This is a genomic window from Ensifer sp. WSM1721, assembly GCF_000513895.2.
Lineage (GTDB): Bacteria > Pseudomonadota > Alphaproteobacteria > Rhizobiales > Rhizobiaceae > Sinorhizobium.
Genome location: NZ_CP165783.1, coordinates 265,163 through 286,888, shown reverse-complemented (window position 1 = coordinate 286,888; position 21,726 = coordinate 265,163). Strand labels below are relative to the sequence as shown.

Genomic DNA, 21,726 nt, shown 5'->3' with positions numbered 1-21,726 from the left:
CGAAATCAGACGGTCGACCCCGCGCTGCGGTCCGTGGCGCGAGCCGCTTCGAGACGATCGAGGAAGGGCCGCTGCGCCGGGTTTATCTTTTCCCGCGCGACGGGAACCGTGAACCATCCGGCACGATCCACTTCGGGAAAGGATTGCATGCGGCCGCTGCGCGGCGGCCATTCGATCTCGAAAACATTGCTTCTGAGCTTCGCAATGTCGAGGTCACTTTCGCCGGCATAGGCCGTGACCAGCTTGCCGCTCTTCTGGCGCTCTTCGCCGAGAAACTCCAGGGGGCAGGTCACCGCAACGCCGGTCTCCTCGAGGAATTCCCGCCGTGCCGCCGCCTCCGGCTCTTCGCCGGGTTCGTATTCGCCCTTCGGGATCGACCAGGCGCCGGCGTCACGATTGGTCCAGAAGGGGCCGCCGGGGTGAACGAGCAGGACCAGGAGCGAGCCGCCTTCATATTTGTAAAGCAGGATGCCTGCGCTTCTCTTCGCCATGAACCCATTCCTTCGGCTTCGGCAGCGCATTGAGGAATGGGGCGGATCGAATTGCACCCCCGGCGGATAGCGCGCCATTCTGGAACCGATACGCTATATTCAAGAGCCCTCGGCGGGAAGCCGCCTCGAGCGCGACAGGGACGATAGCCATGCTGGCGATGGTTCTTGAAGAGATCGGAAAGCCATTAGTCGCCGTCGAACGCCCCCTACCGGAGCCGCTCGCAGGCGAACTCCGGCTCAGAGTGGAGGCCTGTGCCGTCTGTCGCACGGACCTGCATGTGGTCGACGGCGACCTGCCTCGTCCGAAGCTGCCGCTCGTGCCCGGCCACGAGATCGTCGGCGTCGTCGAGGCGGTCGGGACGGGTGTGGACCCGGGCAGGATCGGCTGGCGTGTCGGCGTGCCTTGGCTCGGCCATACATGCCGGACCTGCTTCTATTGCCGCTCGAACGCGGAAAACCTCTGCGACGCCCCCTTGTTCACCGGCTATACCCGCGATGGCGGTTTCGCCACCCATGTTGTCGCGGATCAGGACTATGCCTTCGATCTCGACCCTTTCGGCGATCCCGTCTCGCTAGCGCCTCTGCTTTGCGCGGGTCTCATCGGCTGGCGCTCGCTGAAGCGCGCCGGCGACGGCCGCAGGATCGGGCTCTATGGCTTCGGAGCGGCCGCACACATCATTACCCAGATCTGCGCCCGCCAGGGACGGCAGGTCTATGCCTTCACTCGCGCGGAAGACGCGGCCGGGCAGCGCTTTGCGCTGGACCTCGGAGCGATCTGGGCCGGTGGCTCGGACGAGGTGCCGCCGGAGCCGCTCGACGCCGCCATCATCTTCGCTCCCGTCGGAACCCTCGTCCCCGCGGCGCTCAAGGCTGTGCGCAAAGGCGGGCGCGTCGTCTGCGGCGGCATCCACATGAGCGACATTCCTGCTATGCCCTACGCCTTGCTGTGGGGCGAGCGCGAACTCGTCTCTGTCGCGAATCTCACGCGCGAGGACGCGCACGAGTTCCTTGCGATCGCCGCGGAGACCGGAGTCCGCACCCACACGACCGTTTATCCTCTCGAGGATGCCAACGCCGCGATTGCCGACCTCCGCGCAGGCAACTTCAACGGCGCCGCCGTGCTTGTGCCCAGACAGACCCGCCTCGATGGCTCCTCACCAGCGGGGGCATCGAATGGTCAAACTTATTGACGAGAATTAATGCCAGCGACTGGCGCCTGCCTAACGTCGATGAACGTGGATCGGACTTTCGAAAGGAACTCCCACATGAGATACAAGACCATTCTCACCGTGGTCGGCGTCGACCGTTTCGATGACGACCTCAAAGCGGCGGCCGACATCTGCACGGCGGGCAACGCGCATTTGTCGGTTCTTGTCGTTAAATTGGCGGCGCTACCGCCCATCGGCGACTACGGCGCTACGTTTTCCGTCGACTGGGTCGAGGCAAGGGAAAACGATATCGCCGAGCTCAACGCGAGTGTCGAAGCGGCCAGGGCCTTGCTGTCGGGGACGGGCATCTCGTTTCAGGTCGACGGCAGATATTCGGAGTTCGCAGGCGCCGACAATGACATAGGCGGACGCGCACGCTACGCCGATATGACATTGATCGGCCCCAGCCTGTCGGCCAGCCCCGACTTGCGGTCCCGCGCGATCGATGGCGCCCTCTTCAATTCCGCACGGCCCGTTCTGCTGGTGCCGAAGGGCCGGCGCGCGAGCCTTGCGCCCAAGAGGGTTCTGCTTGCTTGGAATTCGCATATCGAAGCAGCACGAGCGGCGCGCGAGGCGTTGGAGATAATGGCCGGTGCAGAGCTCGTCCACGTCACGATGGTCGACCCAGCGGCGCCGCCCAGCGGCGAGGAGCCTGGAGCCGACGTCGCGGCCTATCTCGCCCGCCACGGCATCAAGGTCACGATCGATCGGCTGCCAGGCGCGGGCCGGCGCGTGGACGAAGTGCTCAACAGCCATGCGCTTGATATCGCGGCCGACCTGATCGTCATGGGCGCCTACGGCCATTCGCGGATGCGCGAGCGGATCTTTGGCGGCGTCACGAAATCGATGATCGATGCGGCCGTCGTGCCCGTGCTGATGATGCACTGAACGGCGATCGCCGATTGCGCCTAAACGGCGTCTTTTCGGACGATTCCATCTGGCTGCCAAAATGCTCCAGCGAAACGATATTGAACCCGTGGAAGGGAGGAGTTGCTTTCATGCTCGATAAGACGACAGACCCTCTGGTATCGCCCCTACCCTGGTGGCCCATCGGCGTCGACGCGCGACTGCCGCTCTTGTCAGCAGGGCGGTTGCAGGCGGCGATATTGCAGACATTGTTGCGCCAGCAGATAGAGATTTCGGCATTCATGCAAAGGCGCGCCGACCAGCACCTGCAGCTCTGGGAGGACGTGCTTGCATCGGACTACGCCCGTGACGGCTTCGATCTCTATTGCCGGTTCTGGCGGGATACGTTCCTGGACTACTCGGACGAGGCCGACCGTCTTGCGCGAATTGCCACGCTTCTTGCCGCCCGGACGGCGAGAAGCGTCTGCAAGGAACAGGAGATCCTGACCGACGAGGTAGCAACGCAGATGGTCATGTAACCGGATCCTGCGTTCTGCTCCGCTCGTCAGGTCCCTCGGCGGGCCATAAAGGCTTAGATCACTTGAAAATACGCAATTCCGGACGAAAAACCGCTCCACACTTTTTCTGGAATTGCTCTAGCTCGAGGAACCTTTCGTCTTCGCCGCCAGCATATCGGCGATCTCCATCGGGAAGGGAAAGATGATCGTTGAACTCTTTTCGGCGGCGATGACGTTCAATGTGCTCAGGTAGCGCAATTGCATGGCCTGGGGCCTCTTCGCGAGGATTTCCGCGGCCTCCAGCAGCTTGGCCGCCGCCTGCTGCTCGCCTTCGGCGTTGATGACCTTGGCGCGCCGCTCGCGTTCGGCTTCCGCCTGACGGGCGATCGCACGGATCATCGACTCGTTGATGTCGACATGCTTGATCTCGACGGTCGCCACTTTGATGCCCCAGGCGTCCGTCTGGACGTCGAGGATCTTCTGGATATCCTCGTTGAGCCTGTCGCGCTCCGCCAGCATCTCGTCGAGGTCGTGCTTGCCGAGCACCGAGCGCAGCGTGGTCTGGGCGAGCTGGCTCGTCGCCATCATGAAGTCTTCGACCTGGATGGTCGATTTTTCGGCGTCGATGACTCGGAAATAGATCACCGCGCTCACGCGGACGGAGACGTTGTCATGCGAGATGACGTCCTGGCTCGGGACGTCGAGCACGCGGGTTCTGAGGTCGACCCGCACCATCTGCTGCACGTAGGGAAGGAGCAGGATAAGACCCGGTCCCTTGACGCCGGTAAAGCGGCCCAACGTGAAGACCACGCCGCGCTCGTATTCCCTGAGGATCCGGATCGCATAGGCGATGACGATGAGCAGGAGAAACAGTGCCGCGGCGAGCGGAACAAGACTTCCAAACAGGGGCATCAATTTCCTCTCCTACTACTGCGCGGCGCGTCTTTTCAGACGCGCGAAGCTCGCTGCGGCACTTTGAATTGCTGCTTGTTTTACCTCAAATCGGCTGCGACTTAAGGAAACATGCATTAAATCAGCTCCGTTTTGCTCGGCGCTTGACTTCGAGCGTCAAGCCATCCCTGCCAACGACCATCACGTCCTCGCCGGGGCCGAGCGGCTCACCGCTCACCGCCCTCCAGCGCTCCCCATGCGCGATCACGTAACCGGCGGCTCCCGCCCAGCTGTCGACCTTCCCGGAAATGCCGATCATCTGCTCGGCTCCGGTGGCGACCTTGTGCCGGCGCGACAGGAGTGCGAGACGAGCGACAAGGAGGCTGAAAGTAAGGCTTGCGATCGCCACGCCGCCGAGAACCGGCCAGGAGACCTGCAGCCCCGGCACGTCGGTATCGAACAGGATGGCGGCACCCAGCACGATGGCGACCCCGCCGCCGAGCCCAAGGGCACCAAAGGACGGCGCATGCGCCTCGGCCACAAGCAGCGCAACACCGAGCAGGATCAGGCCAATACCGGCATAGCTGACGGGCAGCACCGCCAAGGCATAGAGGCCGAGCAGAAGGCTGATGCCGCCAATCGTCCCGGGCACCACCGTCCCAGGCGTCAGGAACTCGAAGATCAGCCCGTAAATGCCGACGATCATCAGGAGAAGCGCGACGTTCGGATCGGTGATCACCGAAAGCAGGCGGGTGCGCCAATCCGGCAGAACGTCCTCGACGGCAAGCCCCGCCGTATCGAGCCGGACGTCGGCCTGGCCGACGCGAACCGTGCGGCCATGGGCCTGCTTCAGGAGGTCCTCAATGGTGGCGGCGGTGAAATCGATGACCTTCTCGCGCGCCGCCGCGGCCGAGGAGAGGCTCGCCGCCTCGCGCACGGCGCGCTCCGCCCAGTCGGCATTGCGATCCCTGAGCTCCGCGAGCCCGCGAATATAGGCCACCGCGTCATTGATCAGCTTTGCCTCGCCGGGATTGGTGGGCCGCTTGTCGCCAGGCGGCTTGCCCGGCTCGACCGGCGTGTCCTTGTCGCGCGGCTCATCGTCGCCGAACAACCCGCCGCCGATCGCGATCGGCGTTGCCGCACCCAGATTGGTGCCCGGCGCCATCGCCGCGATATGGCTCGCATAGAGGATATAGGTGCCGGCGCTTGCCGCCCTCGCGCCGCTCGGCGCCACGAAACTCGCGACAGGAACCGAAGAATCGAGGATGGCACGGATGATGTCGCGCATCGACGTGTCGAGGCCGCCGGGCGTGTCCATCCGCAAGATCACCAGCATCGCGCCGCGATCGCTGGCTCGCGCGAGGCCGCGTGTCACATATTCCGCCGCGGCGGGACTGATCGCGCCATTCACATGCAGGACAATCGCTACGCGCTCGGCACCGGACGCAAGGGGCACTGGAAAGGCGAACGCCGACAGGAGGACAAACACCAGGATGAGGATTCGGGACATTCGCCGTCAACGCCTCGTGGTTCGTTACGAAGAGGCAGGAGGCATGCGAACGGCCGCATCGCCTCCCGCACTACTTTTCGTCGAAACTAATCGCTTCCTAATATATGTCAGAACCGCGAAAAGCGTAAGATATCACCGCCGGCCGCTGACGCGGAAGTTGCATCGAAAAGACGCCGCGTGATGCCGTTGCTGCTTACCTCACCGCAACCGATGAGGGTCGCCGTCCGCGTGGGGAATGCGCATTAACTGACGCTTGTGTGCTCCGATGCCCGTTGCGAGAGCGCGGGCGCTCGCGCTCTTCGCGCCCGAGCCAGCCCGGCCACTTGCGCCGCGACGAAGATGGCGTGGTCGTTGACCTGCGGCAGCCCCATCAGTTCCCCGAAGGTCCCGCGAGCGAGCGGCCCGGCGATAAAAAGGTCATCCTGCTCCCGGCCCTCGTTATCGAGCGCCCTACTGGTCTCGCCACAGGCAAGGCCGAGGCCGACCGCGTCCGCATGCAGGTGACCGGAGCCGCCAAGCGCTTCGAGCCAGCCTTGGCTTTTCAGGATGTTCTTGTGCGCGGGGCCTGTGGTGACCACCACCGCATCGCCAGTCCACTGCTCCGTTCCGCCCGACCAGCGTTGCCGGAAGGTGACGGCTATGTCGCCGCTGTTTGTTTCAATATCTGCGATCGAACCCGCCAGAACACGGATGTCGCCGGCGCTGAGCCCGGCATGGATGATCGCATCGATCTGCGGGGCGACGCGAAAGCGGTGGACATCCCAGAAGGGGCGAAGATGGCGCACGAGCCGCCGCCGCTCCGCAACCGACAGATTGCGCCAGATCTCCCCGCCCTGGGCCCGCAGGGCATCGAAGACGGCGTGCCAGCTAAAGCCCTCCGCCGCGGCATTCGCGATCTCCTGGCGGACGCGGAGAAGGAGTTCGCTCGCCGTTGTGGCGGCTTTGGCGGTGAAGTCGCCATAGGGCTCCTGCGCCCGGCCCGCATGTCCGCGCGAGCGAAGACCGCGGCGGGAGAAAGCGGTGATCGGTCCCCTGTGCCCGCTTGTGCGCAAGGACGCGATAACGTCGGCGGAGGTCAAGCCGGTGCCGATGATCAGGACACGGTCGTTTGTGCGGATGGCCTCGAGCGCGCCTGACACGGTCGTGTCCGCCACGTAGCGGGGGTGCCCGCGCAACGCCGCAGCGATGCCGCCCGGTGCCTCGGGGGCGGGATGCGTCGTCGCGACGATCAGCACGTCGGCGCGGATCCCGGAGCCGCCCTCGCCGCGGACTTCCCATAAGGCGCCCTTGCGCTCAACGCCTACGACCTTTTCCCGCAAATGCGTGACGCGCCCCGTCTTGAGGAACGGAGCGACGGACTCCGCCACATAGAGGCCGAAGAGCCGGCGGCGCGGGTAGAGGTGACCGTCCGAGGCGAGTGCTTCGGCGTCGTCGCGCAGCTCGCTGCGCGAGGCGAGCCAGTGCATGAAATGGTCGTCATCGTCCGGATCTATGCTCATGCGCGCAGCCGGAACGTTGACGCGATGCGCAGGATCCGCCGTATCATAGGCAAGGCCGCAGCCGAGCCTTTCGCGTGGCTCGAAAACCGCGATCCGCCAGCCGTCCATGTCGCGGTTGCGCGCCAGGCTAGCCGCGACCACGGCGCCGGTGAAACCACCACCGATGATGACGACAGAAGAGTGCGGGCCGGTCATGGGTGCGACACCTCGAGCATTTGCCTGTCACCGCGGGCGATGGTCTTGCCGAAACGATACGCCTCATCGACCGCTTGGGCTACCTCTGCTTGCGAACGCGAGGGCGGCGTTGCGCCGGCCGACGCGCTGCTTTGTTTGGGCGGAAGCCGGAGGGTTCATCCTGCCTTCAGCGCCAGACGCTTTCCCGTTGCGACTAGCCGTGCAGCCGCATAGGTCTGCGTGACGATCTCCGGCACCAGGTCTATGTCCGGCAGGCTTCCGAGCCCCAACGGACCGATCGCGAATAGGTTCTGCGTGCGGCCGCCGGCCCCCAGAACTTCGCCCATCGGGCTGACGGCGAGACCGAGACCAAGTTCATCGGTCCGAGCAAGGCCGCCGGAAAAGAGGCTTTGAAACAGAGGGGCACCAAGATCCGGCGCGGAGCAACGGCAGTCGATCACCTGGTCGGCGCGCAGCAATTCCTCGAGCTCCTGGCCTGCCCAGCGCACCATGATCCCTTCCGGAACGCGCCGCCCCGCCCAGCCGCGGCGAAGTACGGTTCGCCCGCCGGCGAACTCCTGCTGCAGCCGGGCGTGCACCGCCGCCGGCAACCGGTTTCGATGACTGTCGTAGATGGCGCGCAGGTGGCGATTGAACTGTCGCTTCTCCTGCGCCGAGAGGGATTGCCAGAGCGAGCGCGCCCGGCGGCGCAGACCGTTCATCGCCGCCTGCCAACCCTGCCCCCTTGCCTCCGCCTCGGCGCAGGCCTGGCGGACGAAGCGCACGATCTGACGCAGGCCGGAGGGCATCGGATCGACGGGGAAGCTCGGCGCGGCTGCAAGCAGCGTGTGCGTCTGTGGCAGGAAGCCGCGACGCGAAAGCAGCGTGATCTTGCCCGCATAGCCGTTGTCACGCAGCTGGAAAAGTCGGTCGACCACGCGAACGCCGCTGCCGAGCAGCACCGCATGGCGCGGATCGACGAGCCGCCGCGTCCTGACGAATGGCTTCTCGTCCGGCGCAACCTCGACATCGCACGGTCGTACGCCAAAACCCGTCGCGAGCACGACGATATCGCAGGTATCGTTCGCGCCTACGCGGACGAGGGTGAAGCGACCGTTCGCAAGCTTGCGCAGACCGAGGATCGGCTCGTGCGAGAACTTCACCGTGATATCGGAACGCCGCGCGAGCGCCTCGGAAAAGCGCTGATGGACATAGTCGCTAAATATACCTTTCGGCACAAAAATCTGCCGGAAACCCGGTATCGCCGCCGGAACCGCGGAGCGGAACTCGTCGTTGGCGCAGAGCCAGTCGTTGAAATCGTCGGGCTGGCCGGGCGCAACCGAGAGATCCCGCACACGGCTGTTCAAAATCTCGCAGCGCTGCGCCGAAGAAAGCGCCTGCCCCCCGCTGATCGCCGGATGCGGGTCGTACATCGTGAGATGGAAGGGCATGCGCATTGACTTCATCAGCGCGATCGCCATCATGATGCCGGAAAATCCGCGGCCGATAATGGCGATCTCCGGTTTCGAGGTCGAGCCGGGCGTCACCGGCTTCGCCGCAAACAGTCCGAGAACGGTCATGTGAGCTCCTTTGCGACTGGCCGTCGCTCCTCATTCCGGGCAATCCCGTACGCAGGACTTCGAGACACACAAAGAGTTGGGATTTTCAGGGATATTGGATCCTATGCCGCTCGCTCGTCGGGATCGCGGGAACAGTGCCGGCGGGGGATCGCTCCGTGCCTTCACCATCCCGCGTCGAGCGAGACATCTGCGCTTCTCCGGCTGGCCTGGCGCTTTGGCTCATGGTCATCCTTATACGGCATAGTCTATCAACTTAGTATTTTATGACAAAGCTTCCAATCGGCAAGGCATTTTTGTGACACGGGCCGCGACCGGGTGCCTGACCACGTTCCGCTACACGCGTAAGACACTGAATTCACAGGATAATCTCGTGCCCTTTAGGTGCGACACAGTTAACACCCACGCGGCCGTTATCGCGGCGCGCGCATTTCGAGCGGCTCGACAGTGGAAGAAATCCGTCCATGCGCCATACTAAAAGGGGCGGTGCGACAGGAAACCGCAAAGAAAGTTCAATATCCACAAAATCTATAGAACCAGCTTTCTTACGAGTTGTCCTGCAATCGTTCAGGGATATGGCCAAAGGCCTGAGCGGGATCGGCGATTGGCGCGAGCGGCTTTTCCGCCCGGAACTCGCTTCAAGCCGCAGACGCGCGAGCGCGGCGTCGAGGGCGCATGGAGGGACAAGATGGGAACGATCTCGCAGTTCGCCGAGAAAGCCAGGCCGCCGGCGCACCGGATCGAGAGCGAGGAAGAGGCCCTCTCGATTGCAAAGGATCTGGCGGCGGAGCTCGCCGAGGGCGCCAGCGAGCGCGACCTCGAGCGGGTCCTTCCCTATGAGGAACTCGACCGGCTTGCGCAATCGGGACTGCTGGCGATCAGTATTCCTTCGGAACACGACGGCATCGACGTCTCGAACGCTGTGCTTGCCGAAGTGACGGCGATCCTGGCCGAGGCGGACAGTTCGATCGGGCTGATCCCGCAAGAGCACTTCTACATCCTGGAAGCGTTACGCCAGCATGGGAGCGAGGAACAGAAACAGTTCTTCTTTGGCCGGGCGCTCGCCGGCGACCGCTTCTGCTGTGCGCTTTCGGAGACCGAGACCAGTGCAGCCGGTCACTACGAGACCCGCATCACAGAAGATGGCGCCGGCTACCGCATCAATGGCCGCAAGGAACATTCGACCGGCGTTCTCTTTGCCGATTGGATCGCCGTCTTCGCGCTCGACGCGGCCGGCCGGATCGCCTTGTCCATCGTTCCTTGCGTGACGGAAGGCATCCAGATCATCGACGACTGGGATAGTTTCGGACAGCGCGTCACCGGTACCGGCACCGCGGTCCTGCAGAACGTCCATGTGAATGCGGACGCCGTCATCCGGCACCACCCCGAGCGGCCGACGACCATCGACGCCGTCGGCCAGATCATCCACGCGGGCGTCGATCTCGGCATCGCCCGAGCCGCCTTCCGCGAGACCATCCACTTCGTCCGCTACCACGCGCGCCCCTCGCCAGGGAGCGGTGCGGAGCAGGCAACGGAAGATCCGTTGGCGATCACCGAGCTCGGCAAGATCGCCATCCGCCTGGAGGCGGCAACCGCCTTGATCGAGCATGCCGGCCGGAAGGTCGACGCCGCCCAGGTCGATCCGACGGAGGAGCACGCGGTCGCAGCCAGCCTCGCGGTTGCCGCCGCCAAGGTGGTCACGAGCGAAGTCGCACTGGAGGCCGCCAACACGCTCTTCGAACTGGCCGGCACCGCCGCGACCAGGGTCGCGCTCAATCTCGACCGCTATTGGCGCAACGCCCGCACCCACACGCTGCATGACCCGCTTCGTTGGAAATACCACGCCGTCGGTAATTACCACGTCAACGGTACCAAGCCGCCGCGCAACGGGGCGCTATGACCGGGGACCTCCCCGAACTTGATAACGGCCCTCTCCAGCCGGGAACGCCTAACCCGCTTCGCTGAGAAGCGGTGCGACGACATTCTCTTGCTCGCTTGCCGCGAACTGCTCGAGCGTCATGTTGTCGAGAATGCCGGCCATGGCATCGCGCACCACGATCATCGACCGGCGCACATGACAGGTTTGCGGATCCGAACAGTCGTCGCAGACTTCATAGGCCGTGCGGCTCGCGCAGCGGATCGGAGCCAGCGGGCCGTCCAGTGTGCGGATCACCTGGCCGACGCGGATCTCCGATGCGGGTCGCGCCAGCGAATAGCCACCACCGGGCCCTTTTTTCGAGCGAAGAAAGCCGGCATTTCTAAGTTCCAGCATGATCGTGTCGAGGAACTTTTTCGGCAAGTTGTTGCGAACGGCGATATCGGTGATGAAGGCCGTTTCGCCCGGCTGAAGCTGGGCGAGGTCCACCATCGCCTTCAGACCGTATTTTCCTTTTTTTGTCAGCATGAGACATTGCTTTCGAGACCATCGAGGACGCGGGATGGAAAAGCGCGCGCTTTCCGCCCGCATCCACGACTGAAACACTGGAGAATCGACCACGTCTGATCCGGACTCGCGCCGGAATCACCCTGATCCGGTGCCGTCGAGCGCCACCCCGCCGGCCCGTAGGGCCCGGCTTGCGTATTGCTTTCAGTTATAAATCAGCCGCATTTCAGCGGCAAGAAATCAATTCAGTTCTCAGATAGATTTACTTAAAAGATGTCACCGCCGGCAACGGTCACCCACGAGTCGGCGCGGAATTTTCACGTTTAATCGAGGCCGCGGTGGCGGCAACCGTGACGCCTCTCACCCGAGTGAGATGGAATCGTCGACGATGATGACCGGACGGCCGAGCGAGCAGGCCTCGACGCGCGCTTCGACGCGGTAGACGGATTTCAGCATCTCCGCGGTGATCACGCTGTGCGTCGGCCCGCTTGCGATCACTGAACCGTTGCTGATCACGATCGTGTCGTCGCAATAGCGGAGTGCGTGATTGAGGTCGTGGAGCGCGATCAGCACGGCCATGCCGGATTGTGCTGCGAGGCGCTTCATGAAGCTGAGGACCTCGATCTGGCGGAAGAGGTCCAGCGCCGAGGTCGGCTCGTCCATGAGGAGGACTTCCGGCTTGCGCACCAGCGCCTGGGCGATCGACACGAGCTGGCGCTGCCCGCCGGAAAGCTCGCCGAGCCCGCGGAAGGCGAGATCATTGATCCTGAGCGCCGCGAGCACCCGATCGATCTCGGCGAGCTCCCCGTCCTTCACCTTCCACCCGGAGCCCTGCTTTGCCGAGAGCAGGACCGACTCGTAGACCGTCAAGACGGCATTGGCGCCGGTATCCTGCGGCATGTAGCAGATCGCTTCCTGCCCTTTCGCTGTATCGGAAAGATGGACGAGGCCGGGACCGGCGGCGAGGCCGGCGATACGTTTGAAGAGCGTCGATTTTCCGGCTGCATTGGGGCCGATGACGGCAGTCAAGCGACCGCCGCTCAATGTGCCCGTATTGATGTCGGACAGCACGATGCGGCGGCCATAGGTCGCGCCGACATCCTTGAGTGCGAGGCCTACCATGAGCGCCTCCTGTTGGTGAAAATCAGCACGAAGAAGAAGGGGACGCCGACGAGCGCCGTGATAATGCCGATCGGCAGCACCGCCCCCGGAATGAGCATCTTGCTGACGACGGAGGTGACCGAGAGCAGGAGCGCACCGCAGAGGACGGAGGCCGGTAGGAAGAAGCGCTGGTCTTCGCCCACCAGCATGCGGGCGATGTGCGGCCCGACGAGACCGACGAAGCCGATCGTGCCTACGAAGGAGACGGGGATCGCCGAGAGCAGGCTGACCGTCAGCATGGTTTCGAGCCGCAGCCGGCGGACATTGATGCCAAAGCTCGCCGCCTTGTCGTCACCGAGCCGGAGCGCCGTCAGAGCCCAGGCATGCCGCGCGAAAAGCGGCACGGCGACGACGAGCACTGCCCCGGTTATCCAGAGCTTCGGCCAGGTCGCCTTGGTGAGGCTGCCCATGGTCCAGAACACCACCGCCGCGAGCGCCTGCTCGGAGGCGAGGTATTCGAGCAGCGACAGCGCCGCGTTGAAGGTGAAGACAAGCGCAATGCCGAGAAGCACGATCGTCTCCACGGTAACGCCGCGCATCGTCGAGGCGAAATGGATGAAGAGCGCCGCGACCATCGCCATCAGGAAGGCGTTGAGCGGCACCATGTATTGAACCGCCACCGGAAAGACCGCCACGCCCGCAACGAGGCCGAGTGCCGCGCCGAAGCCGGCAGCGGCCGAAATGCCGAGCGTGAAGGGGCTTGCGAGCGGGTTGGCGAGGATCGTCTGCATCTGCGCGCCCGCGACAGAGAGCGACGCGCCGACGGTCACCGCCATCAGCGCGATCGGCATGCGGATATCCCAGATAACGACGCGAAGCTGATCGCCGACGCTCTCGGCCCGAAACAACGCCGTCAGCACGTCTGAGAGCGGATAGTTGGCAGGTCCGAGTGCCATGTCGACGGCGACGGAAAGAAACAGTGCCACGAGAAGGCCGGAGAGCAGGAGCACGCGGCGCGCAACGAGCGCGCGGTAGCGTCCGCGTCCTTCGAGACCGGCGACTCCATCTGAGATCGCCACCATCATTCACCCCCATCCGAAAGCGAGACGAAATAGCCGGGCCGATAGGCGACCGGGAGGAATTTCTCATGGAATTCGCGGAAGGTCCGGTCCGGATCAATATCGGCGAAGAGGTCCGGGTGGAACCACTTGGCGAACTGCTGGATCGGAACGAACTCGTAGGGTGCGCCATAGAACTGATGCCAGGCGGCGTGGACCCTGCCCGCCTTCACCGCATCGAGGCTGGCAAAGGCCGGACGCTGCATCAAGCCTCTCAATTTCTCCCGGGCCGCCGTGGGATCGGCGCCGCGGCCGACTGCTACGAACTGATTGAGATCGGATTCGGCCGACCAGTTGCTGCCTGTCACGATGACATGATCCGGATTGGCGACCACGAGCTGTTCGGGATTGAGATCACCGAACGTCGCTGTGATCACGTCGGAGCCGATATTGTGGCCGCCAGCCTTTTCCACCATGTCGCTGAAATTCGCCGGGCCGAAGGTCCGGCAGCAGGCCGTTTCGCCGGTGATGCCGGGCGAGCGCTCGATGAAGACCTTCGGCCGCTCGATCGCACCGGCTTTGGCGAGCCGGTCGGTCACGAGCGCGATTTGGGCGCGCCGATAGTCGATGAACTCCTTCGCCCGCGTCTCGGCGCCGAAGAGCTGTCCGAGTATCTCGATGGATTTCTCGCTGTTCTTCGCGGGATCCACACGGAAGTCGAGATAGACGACGGCGATGCCTGCGGCTCCCGCCTTCTCGATGAAACCTGCTTCCTCGACAGCCTTCTGAGCTTCGAGGTTCAACGTCAGCACGTCGGGTTTGAGCGCGATCGCCGCTTCCAGGCTGAAATCGCCGCTCGGGATGTAGCCGAAGCGCGGCAGCTTCTTGACCGCGGGAAACCGCTCCAAGTAACCGGCATAGGAATCCGGATCCTTCTTGATCAGATCGTCGCGCCAGCCGACGATCGTGTCGAAGACATGTTCGCCCTTGAGCGCCGCGGCGACATGAATCTGACGCGCCTCGCCGAGCAATATCCGCTTGGCGGGCAGCTCAAGCTCCACCTTGCGGCCGGTGACATCGGTGATTTCCGCCGCAAACGCCGAAGCCGCGGCCATGGCCGCGGCAGCGAGTGCCAAAAGGACGGTCTTGAGGATCGGCATTCCAAAACCTCGAAACAGGCGAGCGGAGGGCTTTCGCCCTCCGATACGGTGCTTATTGGCCCACATTCAACGAAACGAAGTAACCGCTCTTGTAAGGCAGCGGCAGGAAGCGCTCGTGCAGTTCCTTGAACGTTGTCTCCGGCTCGAGATCCTTGAAGAGATCGGGATGCAGCCATTTGGCGATCTGCTGGATGGCCACGAACTGGTAGGGGTTGTTGTAGAACTGGTGCCAGATGGCGTGGACGTTGCCTTCCTTGACGGCCTTCACACCGGTGAAAGCCGGGCGCTTGGTCAGGTTTTCGAGCTTGCGCAGCGCTTCCTTCTCATCCGCGCCATAGCCGACACCGACCCAGTTTCCGCCCGGGACATAACCTTCCCAGTTGCCGCCGGTCACGATGATCTGGTCGGGATTGGAAGCAATGATCTGCTCCGGATTAACCGTGCCGAAGGTGCCCGGAATGATGCCCTTCGCCATGTTCGCGCCGCCGGCAAACTCGACCATCTTGCCGAAATTCTCGTTGCCGAAGGACATGCAGCAATCGTCAGAATAGCCGCCGGCGCGCTCGACGAAGACGAGCGGCTTCTTCGGATTGGCTTTCGCCAGCACGTCGGTCACTTTGGCGATGCTGTCGGCGCGGAATTTGATGAATTCCTCCGCCTTTTCCTCCTTGCCGAAGAGCTTGCCTATGAGGCGCATGCTCGGTTCGGTGTTCTCCATCGGCTTTTCGCGAAAGTCGACATAGACGAGCGGAATGCCGACCTTCTCGAGCTTCTCGATGTAGCCCGCTTCTTCCGTCGCCGTCTTGGCGTCGATGTTCATCAGCATGACGTCGGGCTTCAGCGCCACGGCCTGCTCGATATCGAAGGTCCCGTCCTTCATGCCGCCAAAGGTCGGCAGCTTGGCAATCTCGGGAAATTCGGCGAGGTAGGCGGCGTAGGTTTCGGGGTCTGCCTTTGCGAGATCGTCGCGCCAGCCGACGACGCGCTTGAAAGGCTCGTCTTTATCCAGGGCACCGACGAAATAGATCTGGCGGCCCTCGCCGAGGATCACATGCTTCACCGGCACGTCGACCTCGACCTCGCGACCGGTGACGTCTTTCACCTTCACGGTGTCGGCGAGCGCCGTCGTCGAAATAAGCACGCAAAGACCCGCGGCAGCAGCAGCCACCTTGTTGAAAAGCCTCATTGTTCCCTGCTCCATTAAAATCGGTGCCTTCTAATATTTCCTGACTTTACCAGTCAACATATATCTTTTAGAACGCTTCCAAACAGCAGGGGCCCGAATAAAAATGAGCGACGTGGCAACGCGGCCGAACTACGATCTTCGTGACGAAATCAAAGCCTATTGGTCCGCGCGTGCCACCACTTTCGATCTTTCGCCGGGGCACGAGATCTTCTCGGAGGAAGAACGCGCCGCCTGGCATCGGCTCTTCTTGCGTCATCTCGGCGAGGGCGCTGGACGCTCGGCGCTCGATCTTGCAAGTGGAACCGGGGTCGTCTCGCACCTGCTTGACGATCTCGGCTTCAGGGTCACCGGCCTCGACTGGGCCGAGCCGATGCTCGAACTCGCGCGGCGCAAGGCAAAGGCGCGTGGGCGCAATATCTCCTTCCGCATCGGCGACGCGGAGAACACGATGGAGCCGGACGGCCACTACGATGTCGTGGTCAACCGGCACCTGGTCTGGACGCTCGTCGCCCCGGCCGCGGCTTTCAAGGAATGGCTACGCGTGCTCAAGCCCGGCGGCAGGCTGCTGATCGTCGATGGCGATTTCGTCAATACGAACCGGCTGGAACGGTTCTTCTCGGCACTCAATACCTGGGGCCAGCGTCTCGGCCTTCTCAAGCCCGACGCACCGTCGCTTTCGCACGAGATGATGAACACGCACCGCAGTATTCTTTCCCGCGTCCACTTTTCGCATGGAGCACGCGCCGACGCCGTGATCGACCTGCTTCGAGCGGCCGGTTTCGTCGACATAGAGGTCGACACCGATCTCCACGACATACACCGGACGCAGGCAAAGAACTGCAATTTTTTCAAGGGGCTCGCCCGCAGAAGCCAGCATCGCTATGCGATTGCCGCAAGCAAGCCGAAGGAAGCCGCCTGATCCGAGGGCGGCGCGACGCCGCGATGCATAGCCAAGAAAAGAGCCTGCCGCGGGAGGAGGGCGGCAGGCTCTTCGGTAAGAACCGATCAGCAACATGGGAGGAGGAGGGTTGCCGATCCCGCGGGCAACCTCGGGAGGAGGAGAAGGCGCCCACAACGTCGAGGCCATGCGGGAGGAGGTGCATCGCTTCGACGAAATGGACTATACGACAGGCACGCGCAAACCATCAGACGGTTCTTTGCAAGCCTGCTATGTGCTGCACGCGCAGCGAGCGGCGCACCGCGTGCCCTCTGATCGGAACAGACTTCCGCACAAGAACCTGAAGCAATTCAAGCTGCTATGCGACCCCTCGTGCGTCTGAAAACACGCGGAGTGTCGGGATCGCCTCAGCTTCCATTCTCATTGATCGTTCTGCCTCTTGAAATCGGCGGCGTCATTCTCCATCTCTCCGCCACTACCCGTCATCGAGAACCAGGCGCGCGGATGTTGGTCCGCCGCGCTCGCGTTTTCCGGGTCAAAGGGCGCTCCCCGAAAGGGTCGAGCGCCCTTTTCGATTCCGCAGCCTCCGGGATGCGGCTGTCCCTAGATCACGATGATTTTAGGTCGGACCGACCTAAAATCATGAACATGGGCGGAAAACCGCGCACACCTTTCCTCATCGCGCGCTAGGGCCACAAAGCTGCCGCTTAATGGTCAGCAAATTGCCCCGCCCTCGCCGCACCGAGCACTTCCGAGGCCGGCATGCTCGATGAATCGCTTGTGTCCCATGTCCGGGCCAAGCGAATGAACAAGGCGGTATCGCTGCCGATCACGTCATGCACGTTACGGAGAACCGAACATGATCACTCGTTACGCACTCGTCGCATCGCTGGCCGTTGCAGCCTCCACGCTTACGGCTATCGGACCGGCTTCGGCGCTGGAGGTCGCGCAGGCGCAACAGCCGGCGCAGGCGCAGCCCGACGCGAGCGGCGCGAACACCCCCATCAGCGAGCAGAAGATCGAAGCCTTTGCCGTTGCCTATCTTCAGGTAGACAAGGTCAGGCAGGAATATTCCGCCAAGATCGGAGCGACCACGGACGCGAACGCCAAGGCAAAGCTCGAAGCCGAAGCGAGCCAGCAGATGGTCAAGGCAGTCGAAGCCTCGCCGAACATGTCGGTCGAGGAATATACTACAATCTTGAAGGCCGCGCAGAACGACCCGGCGCTGGCCAAGAAAGTCCAGGAAAAGCTTCAGACGCCCGCGCCGTCGCAGCAGTAAAGCACCCCTTCAGCACCCGTGCGTCTTGTCAGACGCACGGGTGCTGAAGACATTGAATCGCTGCTTGTTTTTGGTCAGCCGGCGATAAGCCAGAACAGCGATGCTGATACCAAGATAAAGAGGCCTATGGCCGCCAACAACCGCAGGGTGCCGGCATTGGTGTTGTCGCCGAGCACGCGGTTCCAGGATTCGCCTCCCGTTGCGTCATCCGCGCCTCCCACGCTTTCCGCCGTTTCCGGCTCGGCTCTGAGCGCGTGTGCGCGACGGACCCGCTCATCGCTACCGCTGAAATCATGGGGCGGCGGTTGCGGCGGATCGGGCTGCGCCCCGTCGTTGGCAAGGGTTGAACCCCAGCTGCCCGCGTCGGATGCATCGGCAACGTGATCCTCAGGCCCCACTGCGCGATCGGCGAGATCGCCGCGGCTTCGGTCCTTTTCCTGTTTATGTGGCATCTCGAACTCCTGCGCGCGTCGCGGAGAGGCGTTTTTGCGCCTCTCACATCACCTCACCGCGCTAAAAGCCAGCGAGCGCGTCAGCCGCCCCGTTCGGTCTGATTGTGCGAGCCACCGGGAGTCGTTACTCCCTTAAGGCCCGAGCCGGCGACCGACGGCTGTTCGCGGGCGGCGTCGGCAAGCGAGACGATCCCCACCAACCGTTTGTCGCGATTGACAACCGGCAGGCGGCGGACCTGGATATCGCCCATATTGCGCGCGACATCGTCCACCTCGTCGTCCTCGAAGCAATATTTGACGTCTGTGCTCATGACGTCTGCGACGCGCGCCTGCGGGTCGAGACCATCCGCCACACCGCGAACGACGATGTCTCTATCTGTTATCATGCCGACCAGGCGGTCATGGTCTCCGACGGGCATGAAGCCGATGTCGTTGTCCGCCATCTGCCGCGCGACGGAGGCGATCGTGTCGTTGGGGTCGGCCAGTACGACGTCTCTGGTCATGATTTCCGATACATGCATTGTTCTGCTCCTTCTATGGGCGGCAGCTCTTACACCGCGACGCCGAGGGGCGTCGCGGCCGGGCCGCCGCGCAAGCTGCTTGGCTGATGTCAGCCTCCGTTGTTCTTGCGATTCGACTTCGTCGGAATTCCTTCGGGCGCCGACGGTGTAGGGGAAGCGCCCGTTGCTTCCCCGCCTTCGCGTTTCTCACCCCCGCCGTCTGGCGGGACGCCCTGCATTTCTCGCGACGCTTGCTCCCAATGTCTTTCGTGCTGGCCTTCCGGTCGGCCCTCCTGCTCCCAGATCGCATAGGCCCTGCGCCTGATGAGCTCTTCCCTGTTGGTATCCATGTCCCTGTTGTTGTCCATGTCCCTCACCTCTCGCGGCTGGACTGCGCTAATGGCAGAACTGAAACGGCACGACCGTGCATTTGTTCCATCGGCTATGACGCCCTCAGTGCCTTGGCGGCTCGGGATTTTCATCGGGGTTGGGAAGCGGCACTTCATCCGGTAGACGGTCGGGTTCGGGCTCCTCGATGGGCGGCTCCGGAATCCACGGTGGCTCCTGTGGTGGTTGCTCGGGGAACCGCTCCGGCTGACGCGGATTTGGCATTTTCATCTCCATTTCCATTGAACCGAATGCGCGAGAACACGCCTCTTTCATTGGACAATCCCGATCGGCGGAGATTGTTCCCGCAAGAGCCTGACGGCTTCCGAGGTGGATACGGCTGTGCGGCTCGCCCGCCTTTTCGCTTCAAGCCGGCGCCGTCGATCCGGTCGCATGCGGAACGAAAGCAGCGATGCTCTGCGCCGGAATGACCTCCCGATCCGCGGCGCCGTGCGTGCCACGGACGTCGTCGGCGGCGGTGCAGAGCACGCGCCGCCACCCCTCGGCGTGCTGCGCTCGAGGGAGTGCGATCTCGCAATCGGGGCCGGCGTTGAGGACAAGGAACATCTCGCCCGCCGGGGCAGCTTCCGCGGTGGCCGCGCGACGCAGCCAGGCGCCGATCAGGCGCAACTCGCCGTTCTGCCACGCCCCCTCGTCCATCGGGCTGGCGTCGGCCTTGTACCACGCTATTTCGACGCGGCCGTTTTCGTCGGGTTCACCATCGAGAAATCGTTCCTGACGCAGGACGGGATGCTCCTTGCGGAAGGAAATGAGCTTGCGACAGAGGTCCAGAAAGTCCTCGTCCGCCGCCTGCCAGTCGAGCCAGCCGATCTCGTTGTCCTGGCAATAGGCATTGTTGTTGCCTCGCTGGCTGTTTGCCAACTCGTCGCCGCCGAGCATCATCGGGACACCCTGGCTGACCATCAGCGTTGCCAGCATGGCGAGGCGTCGCCGCCTGCGGGCCGCATTGATCGCCGGGTCCTCCGTCGCGCCTTCGGCCCCCATATTGTCCGAGTGGTTCTCCGGATGGCCGTCGCGGTTTTCCTCGCCGTTCGCCTCGTTGTGCTTCTCGCCGTAGGAAACCGTATCCAGCAGCGTGAAGCCGTCATGCGCGCTTACGAGGTTGATCGACGAGGTCGCGGCGCGGTCCGAGTGGCGGAACTCGACCGGCGAACCGAGTAGGCGTTGGGCGAGCGCCGGTATCATTCCTGCATCGCCCTTCCAGAAGCGCCGGACATCATCGCGGAACCGGTCGTTCCACTCGCGAAATGGGGGCGGAAAGCCGCCGAGCTGATATCCGCCCTCCCCGATATCCCAGGGTTCCGCGATGAGCTTGACGCCCGCAAGCATCGGGTCCTGCCTGATGGCATCGAAGAAGCCGCCCTCTCGATCGAACTCCATGTATTCACGACCGAGCGTGCTCGCGAGGTCGAAACGGAACCCGTCGATATGCATGGCGCCGACCCAGTAGCGCAGGCTGTCGAGCACCATGCGCAGGACCAGGGGATGAGCGACGTTGAGCGTGTTGCCAGTCCCCGTCGTGTCGTAAGTGTGCCGCAGCTTCTCGGGCGACTGGCGATAATAGCTCAAGTTGTCGAGCCCGCGGAAACTCAAGGTCGGACCTCGTTCCGATCCTTCGGCGGTATGGTTGTAGACGACGTCCATCAGCACTTCGATGCCGGCGGCATGGAATTTCTTGACCATCGTCTTGAATTCGGTGATGCGGCCGCCTTTGAGATAACGCGGATGCGGCGCGAAGAAGCCGAGCGGCTGATATCCCCAGTAGTTCGTGAGCCCCCGCTCGACCAGGTACCTGTCGTCGAGAAAATACTGCGCCGGCATCAGTTCGACCGCCGAGATCCCGAGCTTCAACAGATGCTCGACGATCGGGTCGCTGGCCATGCCGAGGAACGTGCCGCGCAGCTCGTCGGGGACCATGGGATGGGTCATGGTCATGCCGCGAACATGGGCCTCGTAGATGATCGTTTCCGTCCACGGACGGCGGATTGCTTCTTCACCCGCCCAGTCGAAATCCGGATCCTGGACGACGCCCTTGACCATGAAAGGGGCGCTATCGCGCTCATCGAAAGAAAGATCGCCGTCCGCGCTGCCGATGGTGTAGCCGAAGAGCGCGTCGTCCCAGACGAATTCCCCGGCGACCTGTTTGGCATAGGGGTCGATGAGCAGCTTGTTCGGATTGAAGCGATGACCGTTGTGCGGATCATAGGGGCCGTGGGCGCGATAGCCGTAGAGGGTGCCCGGGCCGATCCCCTCGATATAGCCGGACCAGATATCGCCCTCACGCTTCGGCAGCGGCAGCCGCGCCGTTTCCCTGCCGTCTTCGGAAAACAGGCAGAGCTCGATCTTTTCAGCATGCGCGGAGAAAACGGCGAAATGCGTGCCTTGCCCGGTATATTCGGCACCGAGCTCGGGTTTGATGAAATCCAGTTCCGAGAACGCAACATTCATCTTGTCGTCGTGCCCCCTATGGCCATGCTGAAAGCCATGGGGCAACGCCGAAGGGTGATGTTTGTTCCTGCCGGCACTCGGGGTGGCTCGCCGTGTAACATGCCTTGTGCGCGTCCAACCGGACGCTCGACGCCGAAGG

20 protein-coding genes are annotated in these 21,726 nt (G+C 63.2%); 6 read left to right on the top strand and 14 right to left on the bottom strand.

The features are described from left to right. Positions 1-5 precede the first annotated feature (5 nt). Positions 6-491, bottom strand: a complete 486-nt coding sequence (locus tag M728_RS19140; protein WP_026621438.1) for an NUDIX domain-containing protein — start codon at positions 489-491, stop codon at positions 6-8. 149 nt (positions 492-640) lie between these two features. On the opposite strand from M728_RS19140, the gene M728_RS19135 reads away from it, so the two are divergent. The 3 genes from M728_RS19135 to M728_RS19125 all read left to right on the top strand — a co-directional run bounded on the left by M728_RS19135 (position 641) and on the right by M728_RS19125 (position 3,084). Further along, positions 641-1,681, top strand: a complete 1,041-nt coding sequence (locus M728_RS19135; protein WP_051440935.1) for a zinc-dependent alcohol dehydrogenase family protein — start codon at positions 641-643, stop codon at positions 1,679-1,681. 75 nt (positions 1,682-1,756) lie between these two features. After that, positions 1,757-2,587: a universal stress protein gene (locus M728_RS19130; RefSeq protein WP_026621437.1), complete on the top strand. Its 831-nt coding sequence runs from the start codon at positions 1,757-1,759 to the stop codon at positions 2,585-2,587. Positions 2,588-2,697: 110 nt separating this feature from the next. Next, on the top strand, positions 2,698-3,084 hold the full coding sequence (locus M728_RS19125) for a hypothetical protein (RefSeq protein WP_026621436.1): 387 nt from the start codon (positions 2,698-2,700) through the stop codon (positions 3,082-3,084). Between the two features lie 117 nt (positions 3,085-3,201). Here M728_RS19125 and M728_RS19120 read toward each other — a convergent pair whose 3' ends face one another. From M728_RS19120 to M728_RS19105, 4 genes are all read right to left on the bottom strand, one after another. Further along, the gene (locus M728_RS19120) at positions 3,202-3,975 is read right to left on the bottom strand and encodes a slipin family protein (protein ID WP_026616552.1); all 774 of its coding nucleotides are present in this window, start codon (positions 3,973-3,975) and stop codon (positions 3,202-3,204) included. Positions 3,976-4,096: 121 nt separating this feature from the next. After that, positions 4,097-5,464, bottom strand: a complete 1,368-nt coding sequence (locus M728_RS19115) for a nodulation protein NfeD (RefSeq protein WP_026621435.1) — start codon at positions 5,462-5,464, stop codon at positions 4,097-4,099. A 242-nt stretch (positions 5,465-5,706) separates the two neighbouring features. Beyond that, a complete protein-coding gene (locus tag M728_RS19110; protein ID WP_026621434.1) occupies positions 5,707-7,158 on the bottom strand; it encodes an FAD/NAD(P)-binding protein in 1,452 nt (483 codons plus the stop codon). 155 nt (positions 7,159-7,313) lie between these two features. After that, positions 7,314-8,717, bottom strand: coding sequence for an FAD/NAD(P)-binding protein (locus M728_RS19105; protein ID WP_026621433.1), 1,404 nt, complete (start codon positions 8,715-8,717; stop codon positions 7,314-7,316). 685 nt (positions 8,718-9,402) lie between these two features. Here M728_RS19105 and M728_RS19100 point away from each other — a divergent pair. Next, positions 9,403-10,614: an SfnB family sulfur acquisition oxidoreductase gene (locus M728_RS19100; protein WP_026621432.1), complete on the top strand. Its 1,212-nt coding sequence runs from the start codon at positions 9,403-9,405 to the stop codon at positions 10,612-10,614. 48 nt (positions 10,615-10,662) lie between these two features. On the opposite strand, the gene M728_RS19095 is transcribed toward M728_RS19100, so the two are convergent. From M728_RS19095 to M728_RS19075, 5 genes are all read right to left on the bottom strand, one after another. Continuing rightward, positions 10,663-11,118 carry an Rrf2 family transcriptional regulator gene (locus tag M728_RS19095; RefSeq protein ID WP_026621431.1) on the bottom strand — a complete coding sequence of 152 codons (456 nt, stop codon included), beginning with the start codon at positions 11,116-11,118 and terminating at the stop codon, positions 10,663-10,665. Between the two features lie 339 nt (positions 11,119-11,457). Next, entirely contained in the window at positions 11,458-12,219 is a 762-nt protein-coding gene (locus tag M728_RS19090; protein ID WP_026621430.1) for an ABC transporter ATP-binding protein, read from the bottom strand. After that, positions 12,213-13,283, bottom strand: coding sequence for an iron ABC transporter permease (locus tag M728_RS19085; RefSeq protein ID WP_034883862.1), 1,071 nt, complete (start codon positions 13,281-13,283; stop codon positions 12,213-12,215). The genes M728_RS19090 and M728_RS19085 overlap by 7 nt, the downstream gene beginning before the upstream one ends. After that, positions 13,280-14,416, bottom strand: coding sequence for an ABC transporter substrate-binding protein (locus M728_RS19080; protein ID WP_026621428.1), 1,137 nt, complete (start codon positions 14,414-14,416; stop codon positions 13,280-13,282). The genes M728_RS19085 and M728_RS19080 overlap by 4 nt, the downstream gene beginning before the upstream one ends. A gap of 52 nt (positions 14,417-14,468) precedes the next feature. Further along, positions 14,469-15,602 carry an ABC transporter substrate-binding protein gene (locus tag M728_RS19075; RefSeq protein WP_026621427.1) on the bottom strand — a complete coding sequence of 378 codons (1,134 nt, stop codon included), beginning with the start codon at positions 15,600-15,602 and terminating at the stop codon, positions 14,469-14,471. 103 nt (positions 15,603-15,705) lie between these two features. Here M728_RS19075 and M728_RS19070 point away from each other — a divergent pair, with 103 nt between their 5' ends. Together M728_RS19070 and M728_RS19065 are read left to right on the top strand one after the other, a co-directional pair. Then, entirely contained in the window at positions 15,706-16,521 is an 816-nt protein-coding gene (locus M728_RS19070; RefSeq protein ID WP_026621426.1) for a class I SAM-dependent methyltransferase, read from the top strand. 838 nt (positions 16,522-17,359) lie between these two features. Continuing rightward, positions 17,360-17,779: a DUF4168 domain-containing protein gene (locus M728_RS19065; RefSeq protein ID WP_026621424.1), complete on the top strand. Its 420-nt coding sequence runs from the start codon at positions 17,360-17,362 to the stop codon at positions 17,777-17,779. 74 nt (positions 17,780-17,853) lie between these two features. Here M728_RS19065 and M728_RS19060 read toward each other — a convergent pair whose 3' ends face one another. From M728_RS19060 to glgX, 4 genes are all read right to left on the bottom strand, one after another. Beyond that, positions 17,854-18,231 (bottom strand): hypothetical protein, encoded by a 378-nt coding sequence (locus M728_RS19060; RefSeq protein ID WP_026621423.1) that lies wholly within the window; start codon positions 18,229-18,231, stop codon positions 17,854-17,856. Between the two features lie 80 nt (positions 18,232-18,311). Further along, positions 18,312-18,752 (bottom strand): CBS domain-containing protein, encoded by a 441-nt coding sequence (locus M728_RS19055; RefSeq protein WP_026621422.1) that lies wholly within the window; start codon positions 18,750-18,752, stop codon positions 18,312-18,314. Positions 18,753-18,841: 89 nt separating this feature from the next. Beyond that, positions 18,842-19,099 carry a DUF2934 domain-containing protein gene (locus tag M728_RS19050; RefSeq protein ID WP_034883853.1) on the bottom strand — a complete coding sequence of 86 codons (258 nt, stop codon included), beginning with the start codon at positions 19,097-19,099 and terminating at the stop codon, positions 18,842-18,844. 385 nt (positions 19,100-19,484) lie between these two features. Then, the gene (glgX, locus tag M728_RS19045; protein ID WP_026621421.1) at positions 19,485-21,587 is read right to left on the bottom strand and encodes a glycogen debranching protein GlgX; all 2,103 of its coding nucleotides are present in this window, start codon (positions 21,585-21,587) and stop codon (positions 19,485-19,487) included. Positions 21,588-21,726 lie beyond the last annotated feature (139 nt).